The organism is Vibrio sp. 661, assembly GCF_033339315.1.
In the GTDB taxonomy this organism is placed as follows: domain Bacteria; phylum Pseudomonadota; class Gammaproteobacteria; order Enterobacterales; family Vibrionaceae; genus Vibrio; species Vibrio alginolyticus.
Window position 1 is genome coordinate 478,691 of the sequence record NZ_JAWOUJ010000002.1, and the last position, 15,761, is coordinate 494,451.

Below are 15,761 nucleotides of genomic sequence, written 5' to 3' on the forward strand. Positions count from 1 at the left end.
GGTAAGTGTTGAATAATTCAACAGTGGTTAGGTAAATGAATAAAATAACTAAACTCGCTTTGGCTTTGTCCGTATTGACATCTGTTGTTGGGTGTCAACTGGTCTCAAATACGCCGATGCAATCGACAGCAACGAAGGAAATAATTGAAAAAGCAAAGACAGAGTTTGATGGACAACGTTTTTATAAGTTGAATGAATATGATGAAGAAATCAACGTTTCAGATGACGGGGTCATTACCTTCAAGTCTTACTTACCACGCAGCGGCGGCTATGAATGGGTACCAATTGTGATACGCGATACTAGTTTTCGTGTTTCTTGCGATTATTTCAGTGAATATGTTGAAGCTGGAATGGTTGTTCAGGTTCAGTTTGTAGGTAAACGCGGGCGCATTGAAAATTACGACAAGCAACGTTGTGAAGAGTTTGGCGAGCCAACATGGCAATAAGATCTATGGATAATTAAAGCGCCGACAGGCGCTTTTTATTTACGTTTTAGTTAACCGTTAGAAAAGATGTAGACCAATCTTCGGAAGATTAGGCAAGCAATGCGTAGTATCTGGTCACAAGTTGGTATGAACTTGCCTTTTAGAAAACGTTAATAAAATCGCTAAACAGCTACATACTAATAGAACGACACCTAAGTTTTGTGCTGTTCCAGCCATCGCTAATCCCGTCCCGATCATGATGTAGTACATGAGCCCAAATAAAGCGCCTGCGCTACCTACCTGTTGTTTATAATCAACGAGTGCGTCACTGAGTATGTTGGGTATCGCAATCCCATAAGACATGACGACTAACACCATTGGAGCAACAAACCAGATTGATTGGCTCAGAATCAACACACCGACTGATCCCAAACTAAGCAATACTGCTGAGAGCCAAAGTAGTTGGCTTTTTCGAACATTTTTAGACACTAGGGATTTGTTTAAATAACTCCCAAGCAGAGTGCCTAACCCCAGTACCATGCCACTGTATCCAAATTGTTCGGAGTTATACCCAAGTGCTGAGAAAGTAAATGCGCCAAGCTGGTAATAAGAAAATAGAGCAATGTTATACAAAGCAACCAATAATCCTGAGCGCCAAATTCGCGCGTCTCTTACCATTTCCCAGCTAAGTTGATGCAACCGTACTGGTGTCTGTTCCTTCTGTGTTTCAGGAAGCTTAATAACGTTATAAGCGAGCAATACTAACGCGATTAAAAACAAGGCAAAAAACACATAACGGTATCCACCAAGCGCTGTAAGCTGCCCGCCTAATAGCATGCCAACTACCGGGCTGATTGATATACCCATCCCCATTAAGCTAAAGACTTTACTCAGTTCTTGACCGTCAAACGCGTCACGAAGCATGGTCTGTGTGACAACGGATCCTACCGCGATACCAAATGCGCTTAGGGCTCGCGCGGCCATGACAACAGCAAAGCTTTCGGTTTGAGTTGCGAGTAAAGATGCGCAACCATAGATAAAGAGCCCAATAAGCATGGTGGGCCTTCTTCCCAGTTTATCTGCGAGAACTCCCCAAACTACAACGCCAATGGCAAAAGCTAGGAAGTAAATCGACAATGTTTGGGCTGCTTGTGCGTGGTTTACATCAAATGATAGAGCGATTGAGCTCAACGCTGGGCTATAGATGGTTTCTACAATTTGCGGAAACATCAACATAACCAGCATGAGCCATAAAGAGGGCTTAGTATTCATATTGTTACCCATCGTTAATGAAGTTGGCGGGCAGTATAAATGAGGCTATGATTGATCTAATAACAACATAAAAACCAAATACATCAATATTCGGACAAAATGGCGCTTATTAACGAAAAAACACAATTTGATGCAGACAAGATTACTAATTATGTAGTGGGAATTGCTGCGGATATTGGCAAGCACGACTCAGGTATGCATATGCACAAGAAAGGGCAGTTATTGTACGCACCTCAAGGTTGTATGAGTTTTGCTCTGGAAGACTCGATTTGTATTTTGCCACCGACAAAGGCGGTTTGGATCCCACCTAATACGCCGCATCGTGCACTAATGACGAATGTGGTGGCGTATCGATCTTTGTATTTTGATTGTGAGGAGTTTGCCTGTCCGAGTAAGATCGCGATGATAGAAGTGAATAATTTACTCCAAGCTCTTATTGATAAAATGTCATTTTGGGAGTGGGATAAGCCTAGCAGCGAGATGGTAAATACGACGGCGCTTTTTTGGGAGGAGTTTTATGCTGCGAAACGTTATTCGTTTCAGTTGCCTTTGCCATCGCATCGGCGCTTAACAACGTTTCGTCGAGAGTTGGTTGAACCTTCATTTCTAGCTCCTTCGCTTACTACTCTTGCAAGCAAAGTTGGGGCAAGCACCAAGACGGTAACACGATTATTTAAGTCGGAAACGGGCATGAATTATCAAGATTGGCGGCAACAGTGGAGGCTTTTAAAAGCAGTTGAATTGTTATCAACGGGAATGCCAGTCAGCGCAGTTGCCGATTGGCTGGAGTTTTCGTCAGACAGTGCTTTTATTGCATTTTTCAAAAAGCAAACTGGACAAACACCTCTGACGTTTATGAAAACCAAGCCTTAAGCGTCAAAATGCTCACACTCTTTCTAGAACAAACCCCAGGTTCGCAGGCTCAGCCTATAAAACATACATAGACAGGTACCAACATGCAGGTTACTTGTCTTTACTCTGCAGTTTGCGAAAGTATTGCGTGGTAAAATCAACAAAGGCTCGGATGCGTTTTGGTTGATGTCGGTCGTGATGATAAAGGAGTGAAAATTCCACACTCGGAATGCTCCAGTCGGTAAACACTTCTTTTAGCTTGCCTGTCTGGAGTTCTTGTTGGCAATAAAGTGTTGGCACACGGATGATGCCATTTCCCGCCAAGGCTGCTTTTATCATTACTCTGCCACTCTTACATCGTAACTGTCCACGTATCTGGTGTTCCGTTGACTGCTTTGTATTCGTGTTCTCAAATGCCCACCGTGTCACACTACCTGTCAAACAAACGTGTTTTTCTAAGTCCTTTGGATGTGAAGGATAGCCATATGTTTCTAAATAGTTTGGGCTTGCGTATGTCCCCATTTCCACATCGATCAGTTTGCGAGCGATAAAGTTGGAGTCGTCTAACTTTCCCATTCGAAAAGCGATATCGAATTCATCCGCGATTAAATCGACACGATGGCTACTAAAATCTAAGTTAATGCTCACTTGTGGGTGTTGGATTAGAAACTGAGCAACGATATCTGCGACAACGTCTTCTCCTAAATAGCCCCCCACACAGTTGATACGAATGTCACCTCTTAAGTCTTCTACATCATCAACCACTGCCATAACAGCTTGATCAATATTGTGAAGGGCAGTTTCACACTGTTTATACAGAGCCTTGCCTGCTTCGGTGAGGTTCAGTGTTCGAGTGGTCCTTTGTAGCAAAGTGACACCAATCTGTTGCTCCAGATTTGTTATTTGACGTGAAACGTGTGAGCGAGAAACGCCAAGTTGCTCTGCTGCTTTCGTGAAGTTTCCTAGTTGAGCGATTAGGACGAAGGAGCGAATATCCGCAAGGTTGATGTGTGTTTGCATGATGACTTCTTCATAATTCAAAAAAGTATTGTTGCAGTATAACAACAGTGTTTCAACTAGGTCGGTATATATCAACAAACAAAGTTTTCTTAAACTTATCGCCATTGAGGTAAACCGTTCTATTAAGGATTCAAAATGAAAAAGTTAATTGTTATTACAGGCGCTAGTTCAGGCATTGGTGAAGCGATTGCACGTCATTTCAGCGAACAGGGCCATGCTCTTCTTTTGTTAGCAAGACGTGTAGAACGTTTAGAAGCATTAAACTTACCAAATACGCTTTGTGAAAAGGTAGATGTGACCGACAAAGCTTCTTTTGAGGCTGCAATTGAGAAAGCTGAATCGTTGTATGGTCCGGTAGATGCACTTGTAAATAACGCAGGCGTTATGCTTCTAGGTCAGATAGATACTCAGGAAGCATCGGAGTGGAAGCGCATGTTTGATGTGAACGTAATTGGTTTGCTCAATGGCATGCAGTCCGTCCTAGCACCGATGAAAGCACGTAACAGTGGTACGATCATTAACATCAGCTCTATCGCGGGCAAGAAAACATTCCCTGATCATGCTGCTTATTGCGGTACCAAATTTGCGGTTCATGCTATTTCTGAAAACGTACGTGAAGAAGTTGCGTCATCGAATGTTCGCGTTACGACGATTGCACCTGGTGCAGTGGAAACGGAATTACTTTCACATACAACGTCTCAAGATATTAAAGATGGTTATGACGCCTGGAAGGTGGATATGGGCGGCGTGTTGGCAGCAGACGACATTGCACGAGCAGTGCTGTTTGCTTATCAGCAACCGCAAGGTGTATGTGTTCGTGAAATTGCTTTGGCACCGACAAAACAACAACCTTAACATTGAGTTACGGCGATTTTAGGTCACTAAAGCCGTAAAACTTTGCATATCGATTCGTGATTGAGATGGCATCTTTAAACTAAGTTGCGTGAAAATTTAGGTCATCCATTTAAATCCGGACAATAAGTGTGTTATTGCTTATACCCAAGTTACTCAAGGTGAGAAAAAACTTTGAGTAATTTGGGTTTTTATTTGGTCTCAATTTTAGGTAGCGGAATTTATTTAGGTCGAAGGCGATAGTTGTGAAGAAAGGAGAGTGTGACGTAAAACAAAATGAAGCAATATCCGTCTCTTAATGAGAATTGATTTCATCAACGTCACAAGCCGTTACAATTATCCGTTAGGTATTATACTTTGTGGATGGTTAATATTTAACCAAACAAGGAGGTGTGTATGAAACGATTCGCAAACATACTTTTTGCAACACAAGGATTGCCAGGCCATAGTGACGCCCTCGAACAAGCGATGAGGATTGCATCTAGCAACAAAGTGCCTGTCTCAGGGCTAATAGCGTGTCCTGATTTCCCAACAGACATGATCCAGTATCAGCAAAGTTATGAGCAATCGCTGCAAGACTCCCTCAAACAAAGTATTCACGAATACAGACAGAAGCTGGGACTCTCTGAAGAGGATCTCGCATTTCCTCTTACTGTGAAAAGCAGTGAAAAGCCCGCTGTCTGTATTATTCAAGAAGCATTAGCTGATAACAAAGATCTCATCATCAAAGAAGCTGAACCGCTCGGTGAAGGTGCTGAGGGTTTCAAAGCTATTGATATGACTCTGTTACGAAAATGCCCTTGTCCGCTTTGGTTGCACCGACCAATTGATAAGCCAAGAGATAAGCGCCGTGTTGCTGTGGCTATCGACCCATTAACGGCAAGCGATGAACAGCACTCATTAGCCGTGCGTTTACTCGAATTATCGCGTTCGATAGCCGACACCTGCGATAGTCGTTTACACGTGATTTCTTGCTGGGAGTATTACTTAGAAAACTACCTTAATGGTAACGCTTGGATTCAAGTCGATGATGCTGAGTTGAAACATGAACTCGACAAAGCAAAAGCCGATCATAAACAAGCTCTGCAACAGCTGTTGGAGGAGTCTGGGATTACAGGTGAAATTGTGATTCACCACCTGCATGGAAAACCCGACGAAAAGATTCCAGATTACGTAGAGAGTATTGAGGTAGACGTGCTGGTAATGGGAACCTTAGCGAGAACTGGTATATCTGGCTATGTCATTGGTAATACGGCTGAAAATATTTTGCAATCGATTAACTGTAGTTTGGTCGCTCTTAAGCCCGATGGCTTTGTCTCACCGATTCAGTAATTGGGGTGTAACAAAGTTGGGTTTAAGTGATGTTTTAGGTAAAGGAGGGAGATGGATCTCTAGAACATGGAATTATCAATGTATCAATAAGTTATCAGAGGAGAGTGACATGAAAAACCTATGCCCGAAATGCCACACAGAAATGATAGAACGTTCGAATGTTTATGTTTGTCCGAGAAATGATATCGGTGACTGCACCTACGATGCATTCGAGTTAGCTGATGACGATAATCCATATACATTCAGCCAAGAACACGTAAGTAGTGACCTACGTTCTTATGCCGTAGCAGACAGCAAATAGCGGTTTGTATCGGCGTTCCTCTAAGTAGCACTCAGTGATTACTGTTTGCTACTTTTCCCTTGGTTTCATGATCGTTTTTGAAGCGCTTGGGCTAAAACAATACAGTGGAGTTTGTCATTTGCGCCGAATAGGGCGTACCTTCTTATAATAACGAATGGGCTGCGATGTTGAATAACATAACGGGTAAAGAAAACCTGCCGAAAAACCTAGATAATCAGTTGGTCTTACTGATTTTCCCTGCGCTGCCAGTTTTAATCTTCTCTTTTCTCTTCTATATCTATACTCCTGCAGGCGTGAGCTGGAATGCGGAATGGATACCAAGCCTCGATATCAACCTTAGCTTTAGATTAGATGGTCTTTCATTTCTTTTTGCGGGACTGATCAGTGGGATTGGCGCACTGATTCAAATCTACGCTTTGGCTTATTTACGAGAAAGTGATAACCGGTTTTCCTTTCATTTGTATCTAACCCTATTCATGCTTGCCATGCTAGGGATTGTGATGAGCGATAACATTCTGTTGTTATTTGTTTTCTGGGAACTCACCACCATCACTTCTTACTTACTGATCGGGTTTAATCACGAAAATAAAACGTCTCGGAAAAACGCCTTGCAGTCGCTGATTGTTACTGGTGCTGGTGGACTAGCGTTGCTAGCTGGTCTTATCTTGCTGGGAGCAATGGCAGGGAGTTATGAGCTAAATACCATTATCGAGCAGGCAGACACTATTGCGCAGCATGAATGGTTTATCCCATCTCTAGTGCTCATACTACTCGGTGCATTTACTAAATCTGCGCAATTCCCGTTTCATTTTTGGCTACCTAACGCGATGGCAGCTCCCACTCCGGTCAGTGCGTATTTACACTCGGCAACAATGGTAAAGGCAGGCATTTACCTATTAGCACGTTTATCGCCAGTTTATGCCCACAGCGAGATCTGGTTTTATGCTTTAGTCATCACTGGGAGTATCACGGCCATTTGGTGCACATTTGTCGCATTAAAACAAACTGACTTGAAGCTGATGCTAGCCTACAGCACGAATGTTGCTTTGGGTAAATTAACATTATTACTAGGTATGGGCACAGATTTGGCCGTTAGTGCAGTATTGATGTTTATTCTCGCTCACTCTTTCTATAAAGCTGCGCTGTTTATGGTGGTGGGTAATATCGACAAAGCGACAGGAACACGAGATATTGATCAATTGTACGGCCTGAAGTCAGTTCTCGTCATCAGCATGGTTGCGGGGAGTTTGGCTGCATTGTCTAAAGCGGGGTTCCCGCCGTTGTTAGGCTTTTTGAGCAAAGAATACATGTACAAGTCCGCAGTAGAGCTCAATAACTGGATCGCCTTTATACTTTTAATCGTGAATATACTGATGGTCGCGCTAACCATTATGCTTATTGCGAGACCATTCTTTGCTCGCCGTGATCTCGTGCCGATTGAAACTAAGCCAGTTGAGACAAAAAAAGCCATGTGGATCTCGCCTTTGCTCTTGGCAGTTGGCAGCCTCCTAGTTCCGTTATTCGGTTTGAATTGGTTAGATCGCAATATTATTTTTCCGGGCTCTGCTGACATTCTGCCCACAGCAGCTCTTAAAGAGACATCACTATGGCATGGCGTGAATGTACCGTTAGTGTTAAGCGTTATTACGCTAGCGTTGGGGTATGTGGTGTACCGTGTTTATCCTACTGTGTCTGCATTTTTTCAGCGGCTACATCTATTCGTCCCCAAAGCGGAGAATATTTTTGAACGACTATTAGATGGCATGATGACAGTGGCGAAGTGGCAAACGGCGCGGTTACAGCAAAAGAAATTGAGTCGCTATGTCCTATTATTTTTCACGGTACTTGCCGTTGCGTTACTGAGTCAGGTAGCGCTTATTCCTCTGCCTTTGGTTGGCGAACTTTCAAGTGTCACTTTCTATGAGATTGGTATTGCCTTATTGTTGATTGGTGCTGCGCTCGTATGTACGTTGTCCCACGCAAGACTTCTTGCGATTTCTGCGCTTGGTATGATTGGCTTCATGACCACGCTTGTTTTTATGATTTATAGCGCCCCGGACGTTGCGAAGACTTTACTGTTAGTGGAAACATTAATGGTGGTCTTTCTTGCATTGTTAATGCGTCATATGCCACGTCTAACCACCGTGCCCAAGCATTCAATAAAACGTAAAGTAGCGAATATTTGCATAGCAGGTGTGATAGGTGTTTCGGTTACTTTACTTTTGTTAGGAATCACGTCTCAGCCGATGGACTCTTCGGTGTCAGATTTCTTTGCAGAAAACAGTGTCCCGGGTGGACATGGGCGAAACATTGTTAACGTTATTCTGGTCGACTTTCGCGCATTTGATACATTGGGAGAAGTTGTTGTCGTTGTTATTGCAGGGATTGCTGCAGTGAGTTTGCTTAAGACAAGAGCGAAAAAGCAAAATCGTATCCAATCATTAATTTTTGCAACCACGGCACACATTGTTTCGGCACTCATGCTCGTATTTTCAGTGTATCTGTTGTTACGTGGTCATAACGAACCGGGTGGTGGCTTTATTGGTGCGTTGATTGCCGTTATTGGTTTATCACTTCTCATGTTCGCGGAATCACCGAAATACGTTCGTTCTAGGTTGTATTTCAAACCGTTTCTCATTGCGTTATCTGGCATCGCATTGAGCTTAGTTTCTGGTGCTTTGAGCTTTGCGTTTGATAAACCGTTTTTGACCGGACTGTGGTGGAAAGACGTGATACCACTAGGGACGCCATTGGTTTTTGATGTTGGTGTTTACCTTGCCGTTATAGGTGGCGTGATGGGTATGCTGCTTCGTATTAATGAGGAGCTAGAGTGATGGAAATAGTCTGGAGTGTTGTCGTTGGAGTATTTGTCGCAGCAGGTGTTTATTTAATGCTTGAAAAGCATATCTTGCGCCTTTTGTTCGGCATCATGTTACTCAGTAGTGCGGTTAACCTTGCTATTTTTACCGCTGGAAGGCTGACGCCCGGAGAGCCGCCATTGATTGGCGATAATGCTCTTTTACCACCAGATAGCGCGGCAAATCCTTTACCTCAAGCGCTTATCTTAACTGCGATAGTCATCGGTTTTGGACTACTTATTTTTGCTTTAATGCTGTTCTATCGAGCTTATAAAGACACTGGAACTGCAAACGTCGATGAAATGCAACGTTCTGAGGAGGGTCAATGAGTTCGATTTTGCTTACGTTACCGGTTGTTCTCTCGCTGAGTACGGCGTTGACTATCTTCTTCGTCCGTCGCTCAACAAAAAGTGTTGAGTGGTTGAGCGGTGTAAGTGCGATTTCGAACCTTTTCGTTGCGGGCTTTCTCACAGAAAACATCATAAGTAATGGTATTCAAGCCGTTGCTTTTGGTCAGTGGAGTGCGCCATTTGGTATCGTGTTTGTCGCAGATTACCTCAGCGTTGCTATGGTGATGATAACGGCGGTGATTGGTGCGATATGTGTTTTCTACGCGATGGCGGACCTTCACCGAAAGCCCTCCTATAGCAATTACCATGCGTTAATGCACGTGTTGCTTGCTGGCGTTTATGGTGCTTTCCTGACTGGAGATATTTTTAATCTGTATGTTTGGTTTGAGGTCATGCTCATTTCATCATTTGGTTTAATGGTGTTAGATGCAACGAAAACTCAAGTTGATGGTGCAGTAAAGTACGTGATGTTGAACCTGATTTCGACGCTGGTATTTTTGCTTGCTATCGGTTTATTGTATGGCGCAACGGGCACCTTGAACTTGGCCGATCTCTACACCAAAGTAGGGGAAAATGAATTGAGCATCAACATGATGCTGTCCGCGCTATTTTTGTTTGCCTTTTCTATTAAAGCGGCACTCTTTCCTTTATTTGCTTGGTTGCCAGCTTCTTATCACACGTTACCAAGCGGTGTGGTGGCACTGTTTGCCGCGTTGCTTACTAAAGTCGGTGTATACGCGTTGATAAGAGTCTTTACCTTGGTATTTCCGCTCGCCGAGAGTGGTTGGCAACCGACGTTAATTTGGGTCGCAGGGCTAACCATGTTAACGGGCGTTTTAGGAGCGGCTAGCCAATTCGACATTAAGAAAATTCTTTCTTTTCATATTATTAGCCAAATAGGCTATATGATCATGGGGTTGGCTATTTACACTCCCTTAGCTTTAGCCGGTGCCATTTTCTACATTGTTCATCACATCATTGTAAAAGCGAATTTGTTCTTAATAGGTGGATTCATCGAGCGCAAATATGGCTCTAGTCAACTTGAACATTTGGGTGGGGTATACAAAGCTATGCCTTGGTTAGCGTTCTTGTTTCTTGTCCCTGCGTTTTCTCTGGCCGGTTTCCCACCGCTATCGGGTTTCTGGGGAAAGCTATTGGTCATCAAGTCGAGCATACAGGCTGAGTATTACTGGTTAGCAGGTACCGCGTTATTGGTGGGGTTGCTTACTGTCTACTCGATGACGAAAATTTGGAGTGAGGCATTTTGGAAAAAGCCATTTAGAGAGAAGCCAGAACAGACTCTGCAGGCCAAAGTACATTGGTTGTACTGCGTTCCAATTATTGTATTGACAACGTTGACGCTAATCATTGGCTTAGTGGCGGAGCCTTTTTATCAATTTTCCGTTCAAGCTGCAGAACAACTGTTAAATCCGACTGAATACATCAGAGTGGTGTTAGGAGGAAATGCATGATCTATCTATTCCTCAATTTTTTCTTAGCGTTAGCGTGGATGATGCTTAATGGCAGCTATTCGAGTCTGAATTTTGTTGTCGGATTTACGGTCGGCTTTTTTGCTTTAAGGTTGAGTCAACCATTTGGATTGAAAACGAGCTATTTTCAACGTTTTGCATCTGCATTGAAGTTATTGGTGTACTTCGCTTATGAAATGGTTATATCGGTTGCGAAAGTGGTGTGGGACGTCGTGACACCTACTCATTTGAGTCAGCCTGATATCGTTTATGTCCCTCTGGAGGTCGATTCTGATCTAGAAATCACATTACTGGCGAACATGGTTTCTTTAACACCGGGCACGCTTAGTTTGGATGTTACGGCTGATAAAAAGTATCTTATCGTTCATGCCATGTTTGCACCTGAACATGAAGAGGTTATTCGCGGAATTAAAGATGGGTTAGAGCATCGAATTTTGGAGGTGACGCGTGGATAGTTGGCTGCAAATAACGGTCACTTTTGCCTATTCTGGGCTACTACTCAGCTTTGTTATGGCTTTTGCTCGTTTAATTCTAGGACCAACGCTAGCTGATCGAGTGGTGGCGTTAGATCTGATTTCATTTATCACTATCGGATTTATTACGGTTTACACCTTAGACAGCGGTGAGGACGCTCTGTTAGATATCGCCATTACATTAGGTTTGGTTGCATTTCTCGGCACGATCGCATTTGCACGTTTGATCGTTAAAAGAAAGGAGAAAGAATAATGGACGTGTTGATTGGACTATTTTTATGCTTAGGAACATTGTTGACCTTGGTTGCAAGTCTAGGTGTCCTGAGGCTTCCTGATTTGTATACCCGAATGCATGCAGCTACCAAAGCTGGAACTGTCGGAGTGAGCTGCTTGTTATTAGCGGTCGCTCTCTCACTCCCTGAAGTTACCGTGATCTCTCGGGTTATCGGTACGATGTTGTTTATCGTTCTCACTGCGCCAGTCGCCTCCCACCTGCTCGGCAGAGCAATGCGAGAGGTCGGATATAAGATTTGGCGCAATGATTAACCATTAGCGTCGAATAGTACTACGCCCTAGTCGAAATAAACTCGAAGCTGTATTGATGAAGTCGGAAGTAATTGACGGTATATTCAAATGCACGACCATCTTCTAGGTAACCAGTGGACTCAACTTTTAGAATAGGGGAAGCTTCTGATTCATTCAGGTATGAGGCCGTCTCTGCATCTAACAAATACGGTTTGACAGACTGACAGCTTTTCGCAATTTTCAATCCTTTGCTATTTTCAATGTACTCATATTTAGAACCATTCATTATGGCTATGCTCAAGTCTGGAAATAACATTGCTGGCATATGAGTGACTTCGTAAATTTCAGGCTCATCATTAATACATCTGAGTCTATGTATTTCATATGTATCATCATTGGGCGAGAGATTTAACTGCTTAGCAACCTGCTCATTCGGCTTTTTAAGTTCGAACTTTATGACTTGAGAGCTAGGTGTTTTCCCTTGTTTACTGACTTCCTCGATAAAACCCAGCAAATGTAAGGCATCATGTTGGGCTTTTAGATCGTTTACATAAGTTCCACTACCTCTTGTCCGGCTAATTAAATTATTGTCGACCAGAATTTGTAAGCTTTTTCTGATGGTTACGCGGCTTACGGAAAACTCTTCTTGCAAATCACTCTCTTTTGGAAGCATCGATTTAGGTTGTAGTTCCCCATCTTTGATCTTTTTTTCTAATCGTTCCGCAATGTCTATGTATTTGGGTTTCATAATACCTCGCTAAGTCTTGGATCATGATAGCAAGAATGTGATCTGAGATGTAGTTAATACTTTTCCTTAGGATCTTTGTGTGATTTTTATCTCGTATCTATGTGCTTATACTTTAAATGTATCATAAAAGTATTAATACTTATTTTATACATTTTCAGGATAAACATTTGAGGTAGCGAAATGAAACGTCAAAAATTAACGATTGTTGGTGCTGGCAGTACATACACACTTGGTATGATGAACAGCCTTATTGCCGAAAAAGATAACTTTCCACTCGCAAAAGTCGTGTTTTACGACATAGATGAGAAACGCCAAGAATCGAATGCATTAGCTACTGAAATTCTATTGCGAGAACACTATCCAGAAGTTGAAGAGTTTGTTTATACAACGGATAAATCTGTCGCATTCGCAGATTCGGACTTTTTCTTTATCCAGATCCGCACTGGTGGGTTGGCCATGCGCGAGCGCGATGAACAAATCCCGCTATCCAACTCTTGTGTTGGGCAAGAGACATGTGGCGCGGGAGGAATGGCATATGGACTTCGCTCTATCGGCGATATGATCCAGCTAGTGAACGAGATCCGACAAACGTGTCCAGATGCGTGGATTCTTAATTACACCAACCCGGCGGCAATTGTCGCTGAAGCTTTAAATCGTGAATTTCCGCATGATAAGCGAATTCTAAATATTTGTGATATGCCAGCAGCGATTATGGTCAGCTATGCGCAATTGTTAGGGTGTGAAATTTGGGACTTTGTTCCTGAATATTTTGGGCTTAATCACTATGGCTGGTTTACCAAAATTCGTAATAAACAGGGTGAAGACTTAACGGATAAAATTAAAAATATCATCCTAAAAGAAGGGATCAGTGCGGTTGATGCGGAAATAGCGGATGACCCATCGTGGCAAGCCACATTCAAAAACATGAGAACAATGCTTGCTGATAATCCAGAGTTTTTGCCGAATACGTATCTTCAATACTATTTGTACCCTGAAAAAATGGTAGCGAAAGAGGATATCAATAATACTCGCGCAAGGCAGGTAATTAACGGCCGTGAGAAACGAGTGTTTGAATTGAACGCAAGAATAATTGAAGCGGGCACCACGAAGCACGAAACACTGCATGCCGATATCCATGGTCGATACATGGTGAGAGTCGCGGCTTCGCTAGCCTACAACTTGAGCGATGTGTATCTCGTCATCGTACCGAATAATGGTGCTATTACAAATTTACAAAATGACGCCATGGTAGAAGTTCCAGCTGCGCTAACTAGTGATGGACCGAAAGCTTTTACTGTAGGAAAAATCCCAACCTTCCAAAAAGCCATGATTGAGAGCCAACTTGGTTACGAGAAATTAGTTGTGGATGCTTGGTACGAAGGAAGTCAGCAAAAGCTGATTAATGCACTCACACTTAACCGTACCGTGGTTAATGTGCCAAAAGCTAAAGAAATAACAAAACAATTACTAGAAGAAAATAAAGCCTACCTTCCTCAATTTTTTCAATAACAACTGGACGTTCGGGGCCTACTTGTAGGCTCCGTGAATGAAACAAGAGGTTTATATGAAAGACATTATTCAAAGGTTCGGAGCCGCGATGTTTGTTCCCGTTCTATTATTTCCAGCAGCGGGCATGTTATTGGGTTTCTCTGTTGTGCTGTTAAATCAAGAAGTGTTTCCTTGGGCACTAGAGGGGAGTGCTTGGGTTAAAGTCTCGACGATCATTTTACAGGCATCTCTCGCTGTATTTAAAAATATGGCACTTATTTTTGCCGTTGGGTTACCTATCGCTTTAGCTAAAAAAGCATCTGGTCGCGCTGTACTTGCAACACTCGTTTCCTACATTACGTTTAACTACGTTATTGGTGGAATCCTTCAATTTTGGGGACCAGAACTGGGCGTGAACTATACGGAAGGTGAGCGAGGTTTGACTGAAGTTGGTGGCATTCTAACGCTTGATACCAACTTACTAGGTGCCATTTTAATTGCAAGTCTCTCTGTTTGGGTTCACAACCGATTCTTTGATAAAAAGCTACCGGATTGGGCGGCTGTATTTGGCGGAACGCCATTGGTTGTGATCATTAGTTTCCCCATTATGGTCGTGATGGCAATTCTAACTTGTTTGACTTGGCCAAGTATTCAGCATGGTATTAACAATCTGCAATCATTTTTGGTTTCTGCTGGATCGTTAGGGGTATGGCTATTTACGTTTTTAGAGCGAATCATGATACCAACGGGGTTGCATCATTTCGTATATGGTCCCGTTTTTTATGGGCCAGTTGCAGTCGATGGCGGAACGGTTGCCTATTGGATTCAAAATATACAGACATTCGCCCAGAGCTCGGAAAGTTTAACAACACAATTTCCTCAGGGTGGTTTGATGTTGACGGGAATGGGTAAAGTGTTTGGTTGTACGGGTATCGCACTAGCACTCTATTCAGTTGCGAAAAAAGAAAATAAAAAGATGGTGATGGGGTTAGTGCTCGGAGCCGCAATCACAGCAATTCTTACAGGGATCACCGAACCAATAGAGTTTACATTCTTATTTATCGCACCTGCGCTGTTTGCTTTGCATGCGTTGTTATCTGCGACAATGGCAACGATCGCCTTTATGTTTGGTGTTTCCGGTAACTTTCAGACTGGCTTGATAGACTTCATTTTCCAAAACTGGTTGCCTTTGGCTGGTAACCATGCAGGAACATACGTGATTCAGATTATTATTGGTCTCATGTTTACTGGTGTTTACTTTGTTACGTTTCGCGCGCTTATTTTAAAATACAACATACTTACTCCGGGACGTGAAGGTGCAGATAGTAAGTTGTATTCCAAAGCTGACTACAAAGAAGCGAAAGCGGTCCATAACAGTAGCGCAAGTCCGTCACAAGCTAGTGCCTTTATTGAAGGTTTGGGTGGAAAAGAAAACATTGACTTGTTAACTAATTGCGCGACGCGTCTGCGTGTTAAAGTTAAAGATGTCTCTCTTGTAAAGGAGAACGCATTTTTCACACAGCACGGAGCGGTGAATATTGTTAGAAATAAAGAGAGCCTTCAAATCATCGTTGGTTTAACGGTGCCACAAGTTCGCGAAGATATGAGCCAACTGATAAAAGCTTAACCCCCAACTAATGCTCCAGCTCATATGGCTCAAAGGTGAGATATAATTATCTCACCTTTTTTGTGTACATGAAGCATATTTCGCGCAGTTTCCACGAAAGTGGGGAGGAGTTATCGAGCGAGCTAAAAATACAGTTAGGTTATACCCG

The 15,761-nt window shown here is 42.9% G+C and carries 16 protein-coding genes; 13 read left to right on the forward strand and 3 right to left on the reverse strand.

The features are described from left to right. Positions 1-35 precede the first annotated feature (35 nt). Positions 36-446 carry a hypothetical protein gene (locus R7P69_RS06325; protein ID WP_005373341.1) on the forward strand — a complete coding sequence of 137 codons (411 nt, stop codon included), beginning with the start codon at positions 36-38 and terminating at the stop codon, positions 444-446. Positions 447-560: 114 nt separating this feature from the next. Here the strand turns inward: R7P69_RS06325 and R7P69_RS06330 are convergent, their stop codons facing one another. Next, the gene (locus tag R7P69_RS06330; protein ID WP_238952718.1) at positions 561-1,697 is read right to left on the reverse strand and encodes a multidrug effflux MFS transporter; all 1,137 of its coding nucleotides are present in this window, start codon (positions 1,695-1,697) and stop codon (positions 561-563) included. 99 nt (positions 1,698-1,796) lie between these two features. Here R7P69_RS06330 and R7P69_RS06335 point away from each other — a divergent pair, with 99 nt between their 5' ends. Continuing rightward, positions 1,797-2,570 carry an AraC family transcriptional regulator gene (locus R7P69_RS06335; protein WP_017820362.1) on the forward strand — a complete coding sequence of 258 codons (774 nt, stop codon included), beginning with the start codon at positions 1,797-1,799 and terminating at the stop codon, positions 2,568-2,570. A gap of 90 nt (positions 2,571-2,660) precedes the next feature. On the opposite strand, the gene R7P69_RS06340 is transcribed toward R7P69_RS06335, so the two are convergent. Next, the gene (locus R7P69_RS06340) at positions 2,661-3,569 is read right to left on the reverse strand and encodes a LysR family transcriptional regulator (protein ID WP_158155879.1); all 909 of its coding nucleotides are present in this window, start codon (positions 3,567-3,569) and stop codon (positions 2,661-2,663) included. A 135-nt stretch (positions 3,570-3,704) separates the two neighbouring features. On the opposite strand from R7P69_RS06340, the gene R7P69_RS06345 reads away from it, so the two are divergent. The 9 genes from R7P69_RS06345 to mnhG all read left to right on the forward strand — a co-directional run bounded on the left by R7P69_RS06345 (position 3,705) and on the right by mnhG (position 11,771). Continuing rightward, complete coding sequence (locus R7P69_RS06345; protein ID WP_064354683.1) at positions 3,705-4,424, forward strand: SDR family oxidoreductase; 720 nt, start codon at positions 3,705-3,707, stop codon at positions 4,422-4,424. Between the two features lie 393 nt (positions 4,425-4,817). Further along, positions 4,818-5,753: a universal stress protein gene (locus R7P69_RS06350; protein WP_005373330.1), complete on the forward strand. Its 936-nt coding sequence runs from the start codon at positions 4,818-4,820 to the stop codon at positions 5,751-5,753. A gap of 109 nt (positions 5,754-5,862) precedes the next feature. Further along, entirely contained in the window at positions 5,863-6,054 is a 192-nt protein-coding gene (locus R7P69_RS06355; RefSeq protein WP_005373328.1) for a hypothetical protein, read from the forward strand. A 164-nt stretch (positions 6,055-6,218) separates the two neighbouring features. Beyond that, entirely contained in the window at positions 6,219-8,888 is a 2,670-nt protein-coding gene (gene mbhE, locus R7P69_RS06360) for a hydrogen gas-evolving membrane-bound hydrogenase subunit E (protein WP_238952717.1), read from the forward strand. Next, on the forward strand, positions 8,888-9,241 hold the full coding sequence (locus tag R7P69_RS06365) for a Na+/H+ antiporter subunit C (protein ID WP_017633704.1): 354 nt from the start codon (positions 8,888-8,890) through the stop codon (positions 9,239-9,241). Before mbhE ends, R7P69_RS06365 begins: the two co-directional genes overlap by 1 nt. Further along, positions 9,238-10,734, forward strand: coding sequence for a Na+/H+ antiporter subunit D (locus tag R7P69_RS06370; protein ID WP_053349220.1), 1,497 nt, complete (start codon positions 9,238-9,240; stop codon positions 10,732-10,734). Before R7P69_RS06365 ends, R7P69_RS06370 begins: the two co-directional genes overlap by 4 nt. Then, complete coding sequence (locus R7P69_RS06375) at positions 10,731-11,207, forward strand: Na+/H+ antiporter subunit E (protein WP_005373320.1); 477 nt, start codon at positions 10,731-10,733, stop codon at positions 11,205-11,207. The genes R7P69_RS06370 and R7P69_RS06375 overlap by 4 nt, the downstream gene beginning before the upstream one ends. Next, entirely contained in the window at positions 11,200-11,478 is a 279-nt protein-coding gene (locus tag R7P69_RS06380) for a cation:proton antiporter (protein ID WP_005373317.1), read from the forward strand. The genes R7P69_RS06375 and R7P69_RS06380 overlap by 8 nt, the downstream gene beginning before the upstream one ends. Next, positions 11,478-11,771 (forward strand): monovalent cation/H(+) antiporter subunit G, encoded by a 294-nt coding sequence (gene mnhG / locus R7P69_RS06385; RefSeq protein ID WP_238952716.1) that lies wholly within the window; start codon positions 11,478-11,480, stop codon positions 11,769-11,771. Before R7P69_RS06380 ends, mnhG begins: the two co-directional genes overlap by 1 nt. A gap of 19 nt (positions 11,772-11,790) precedes the next feature. Here mnhG and R7P69_RS06390 read toward each other — a convergent pair whose 3' ends face one another. After that, positions 11,791-12,498, reverse strand: a complete 708-nt coding sequence (locus R7P69_RS06390) for a GntR family transcriptional regulator (RefSeq protein WP_053349219.1) — start codon at positions 12,496-12,498, stop codon at positions 11,791-11,793. A gap of 180 nt (positions 12,499-12,678) precedes the next feature. On the opposite strand from R7P69_RS06390, the gene R7P69_RS06395 reads away from it, so the two are divergent. Beyond that, a complete protein-coding gene (locus R7P69_RS06395) occupies positions 12,679-14,007 on the forward strand; it encodes a 6-phospho-alpha-glucosidase (protein WP_005373308.1) in 1,329 nt (442 codons plus the stop codon). A 55-nt stretch (positions 14,008-14,062) separates the two neighbouring features. Beyond that, complete coding sequence (locus R7P69_RS06400; RefSeq protein ID WP_213911889.1) at positions 14,063-15,613, forward strand: alpha-glucoside-specific PTS transporter subunit IIBC; 1,551 nt, start codon at positions 14,063-14,065, stop codon at positions 15,611-15,613. Positions 15,614-15,761: the final 148 nt, after the last annotated feature.

Excerpts from the sequence above, each read along its gene's own strand:
- R7P69_RS06350 (WP_005373330.1), top strand. The coding sequence starts at position 4,818 with ATGAAACGATTCGCAAACATACTTTTTGCAACACAAGGATTGCCAGGC.
- R7P69_RS06340 (WP_158155879.1), bottom strand. The coding sequence starts at position 3,569 with ATGCAAACACACATCAACCTTGCGGATATTCGCTCCTTCGTCCTAATC.
- R7P69_RS06335 (WP_017820362.1), top strand. The coding sequence starts at position 1,797 with ATGGCGCTTATTAACGAAAAAACACAATTTGATGCAGACAAGATTACT.
- R7P69_RS06365 (WP_017633704.1), top strand. The coding sequence starts at position 8,888 with ATGGAAATAGTCTGGAGTGTTGTCGTTGGAGTATTTGTCGCAGCAGGT.
- mnhG (WP_238952716.1), top strand. The coding sequence starts at position 11,478 with ATGGACGTGTTGATTGGACTATTTTTATGCTTAGGAACATTGTTGACC.
- R7P69_RS06345 (WP_064354683.1), top strand. The coding sequence starts at position 3,705 with ATGAAAAAGTTAATTGTTATTACAGGCGCTAGTTCAGGCATTGGTGAA.
- R7P69_RS06390 (WP_053349219.1), bottom strand. The coding sequence starts at position 12,498 with ATGAAACCCAAATACATAGACATTGCGGAACGATTAGAAAAAAAGATC.
- mbhE (WP_238952717.1), top strand. The coding sequence starts at position 6,219 with ATGTTGAATAACATAACGGGTAAAGAAAACCTGCCGAAAAACCTAGAT.
- R7P69_RS06355 (WP_005373328.1), top strand. The coding sequence starts at position 5,863 with ATGAAAAACCTATGCCCGAAATGCCACACAGAAATGATAGAACGTTCG.
- R7P69_RS06395 (WP_005373308.1), top strand. The coding sequence starts at position 12,679 with ATGAAACGTCAAAAATTAACGATTGTTGGTGCTGGCAGTACATACACA.
- R7P69_RS06330 (WP_238952718.1), bottom strand. The coding sequence starts at position 1,697 with ATGAATACTAAGCCCTCTTTATGGCTCATGCTGGTTATGTTGATGTTT.
- R7P69_RS06400 (WP_213911889.1), top strand. The coding sequence starts at position 14,063 with ATGAAAGACATTATTCAAAGGTTCGGAGCCGCGATGTTTGTTCCCGTT.
- R7P69_RS06325 (WP_005373341.1), top strand. The coding sequence starts at position 36 with ATGAATAAAATAACTAAACTCGCTTTGGCTTTGTCCGTATTGACATCT.
- R7P69_RS06375 (WP_005373320.1), top strand. The coding sequence starts at position 10,731 with ATGATCTATCTATTCCTCAATTTTTTCTTAGCGTTAGCGTGGATGATG.
- R7P69_RS06370 (WP_053349220.1), top strand. The coding sequence starts at position 9,238 with ATGAGTTCGATTTTGCTTACGTTACCGGTTGTTCTCTCGCTGAGTACG.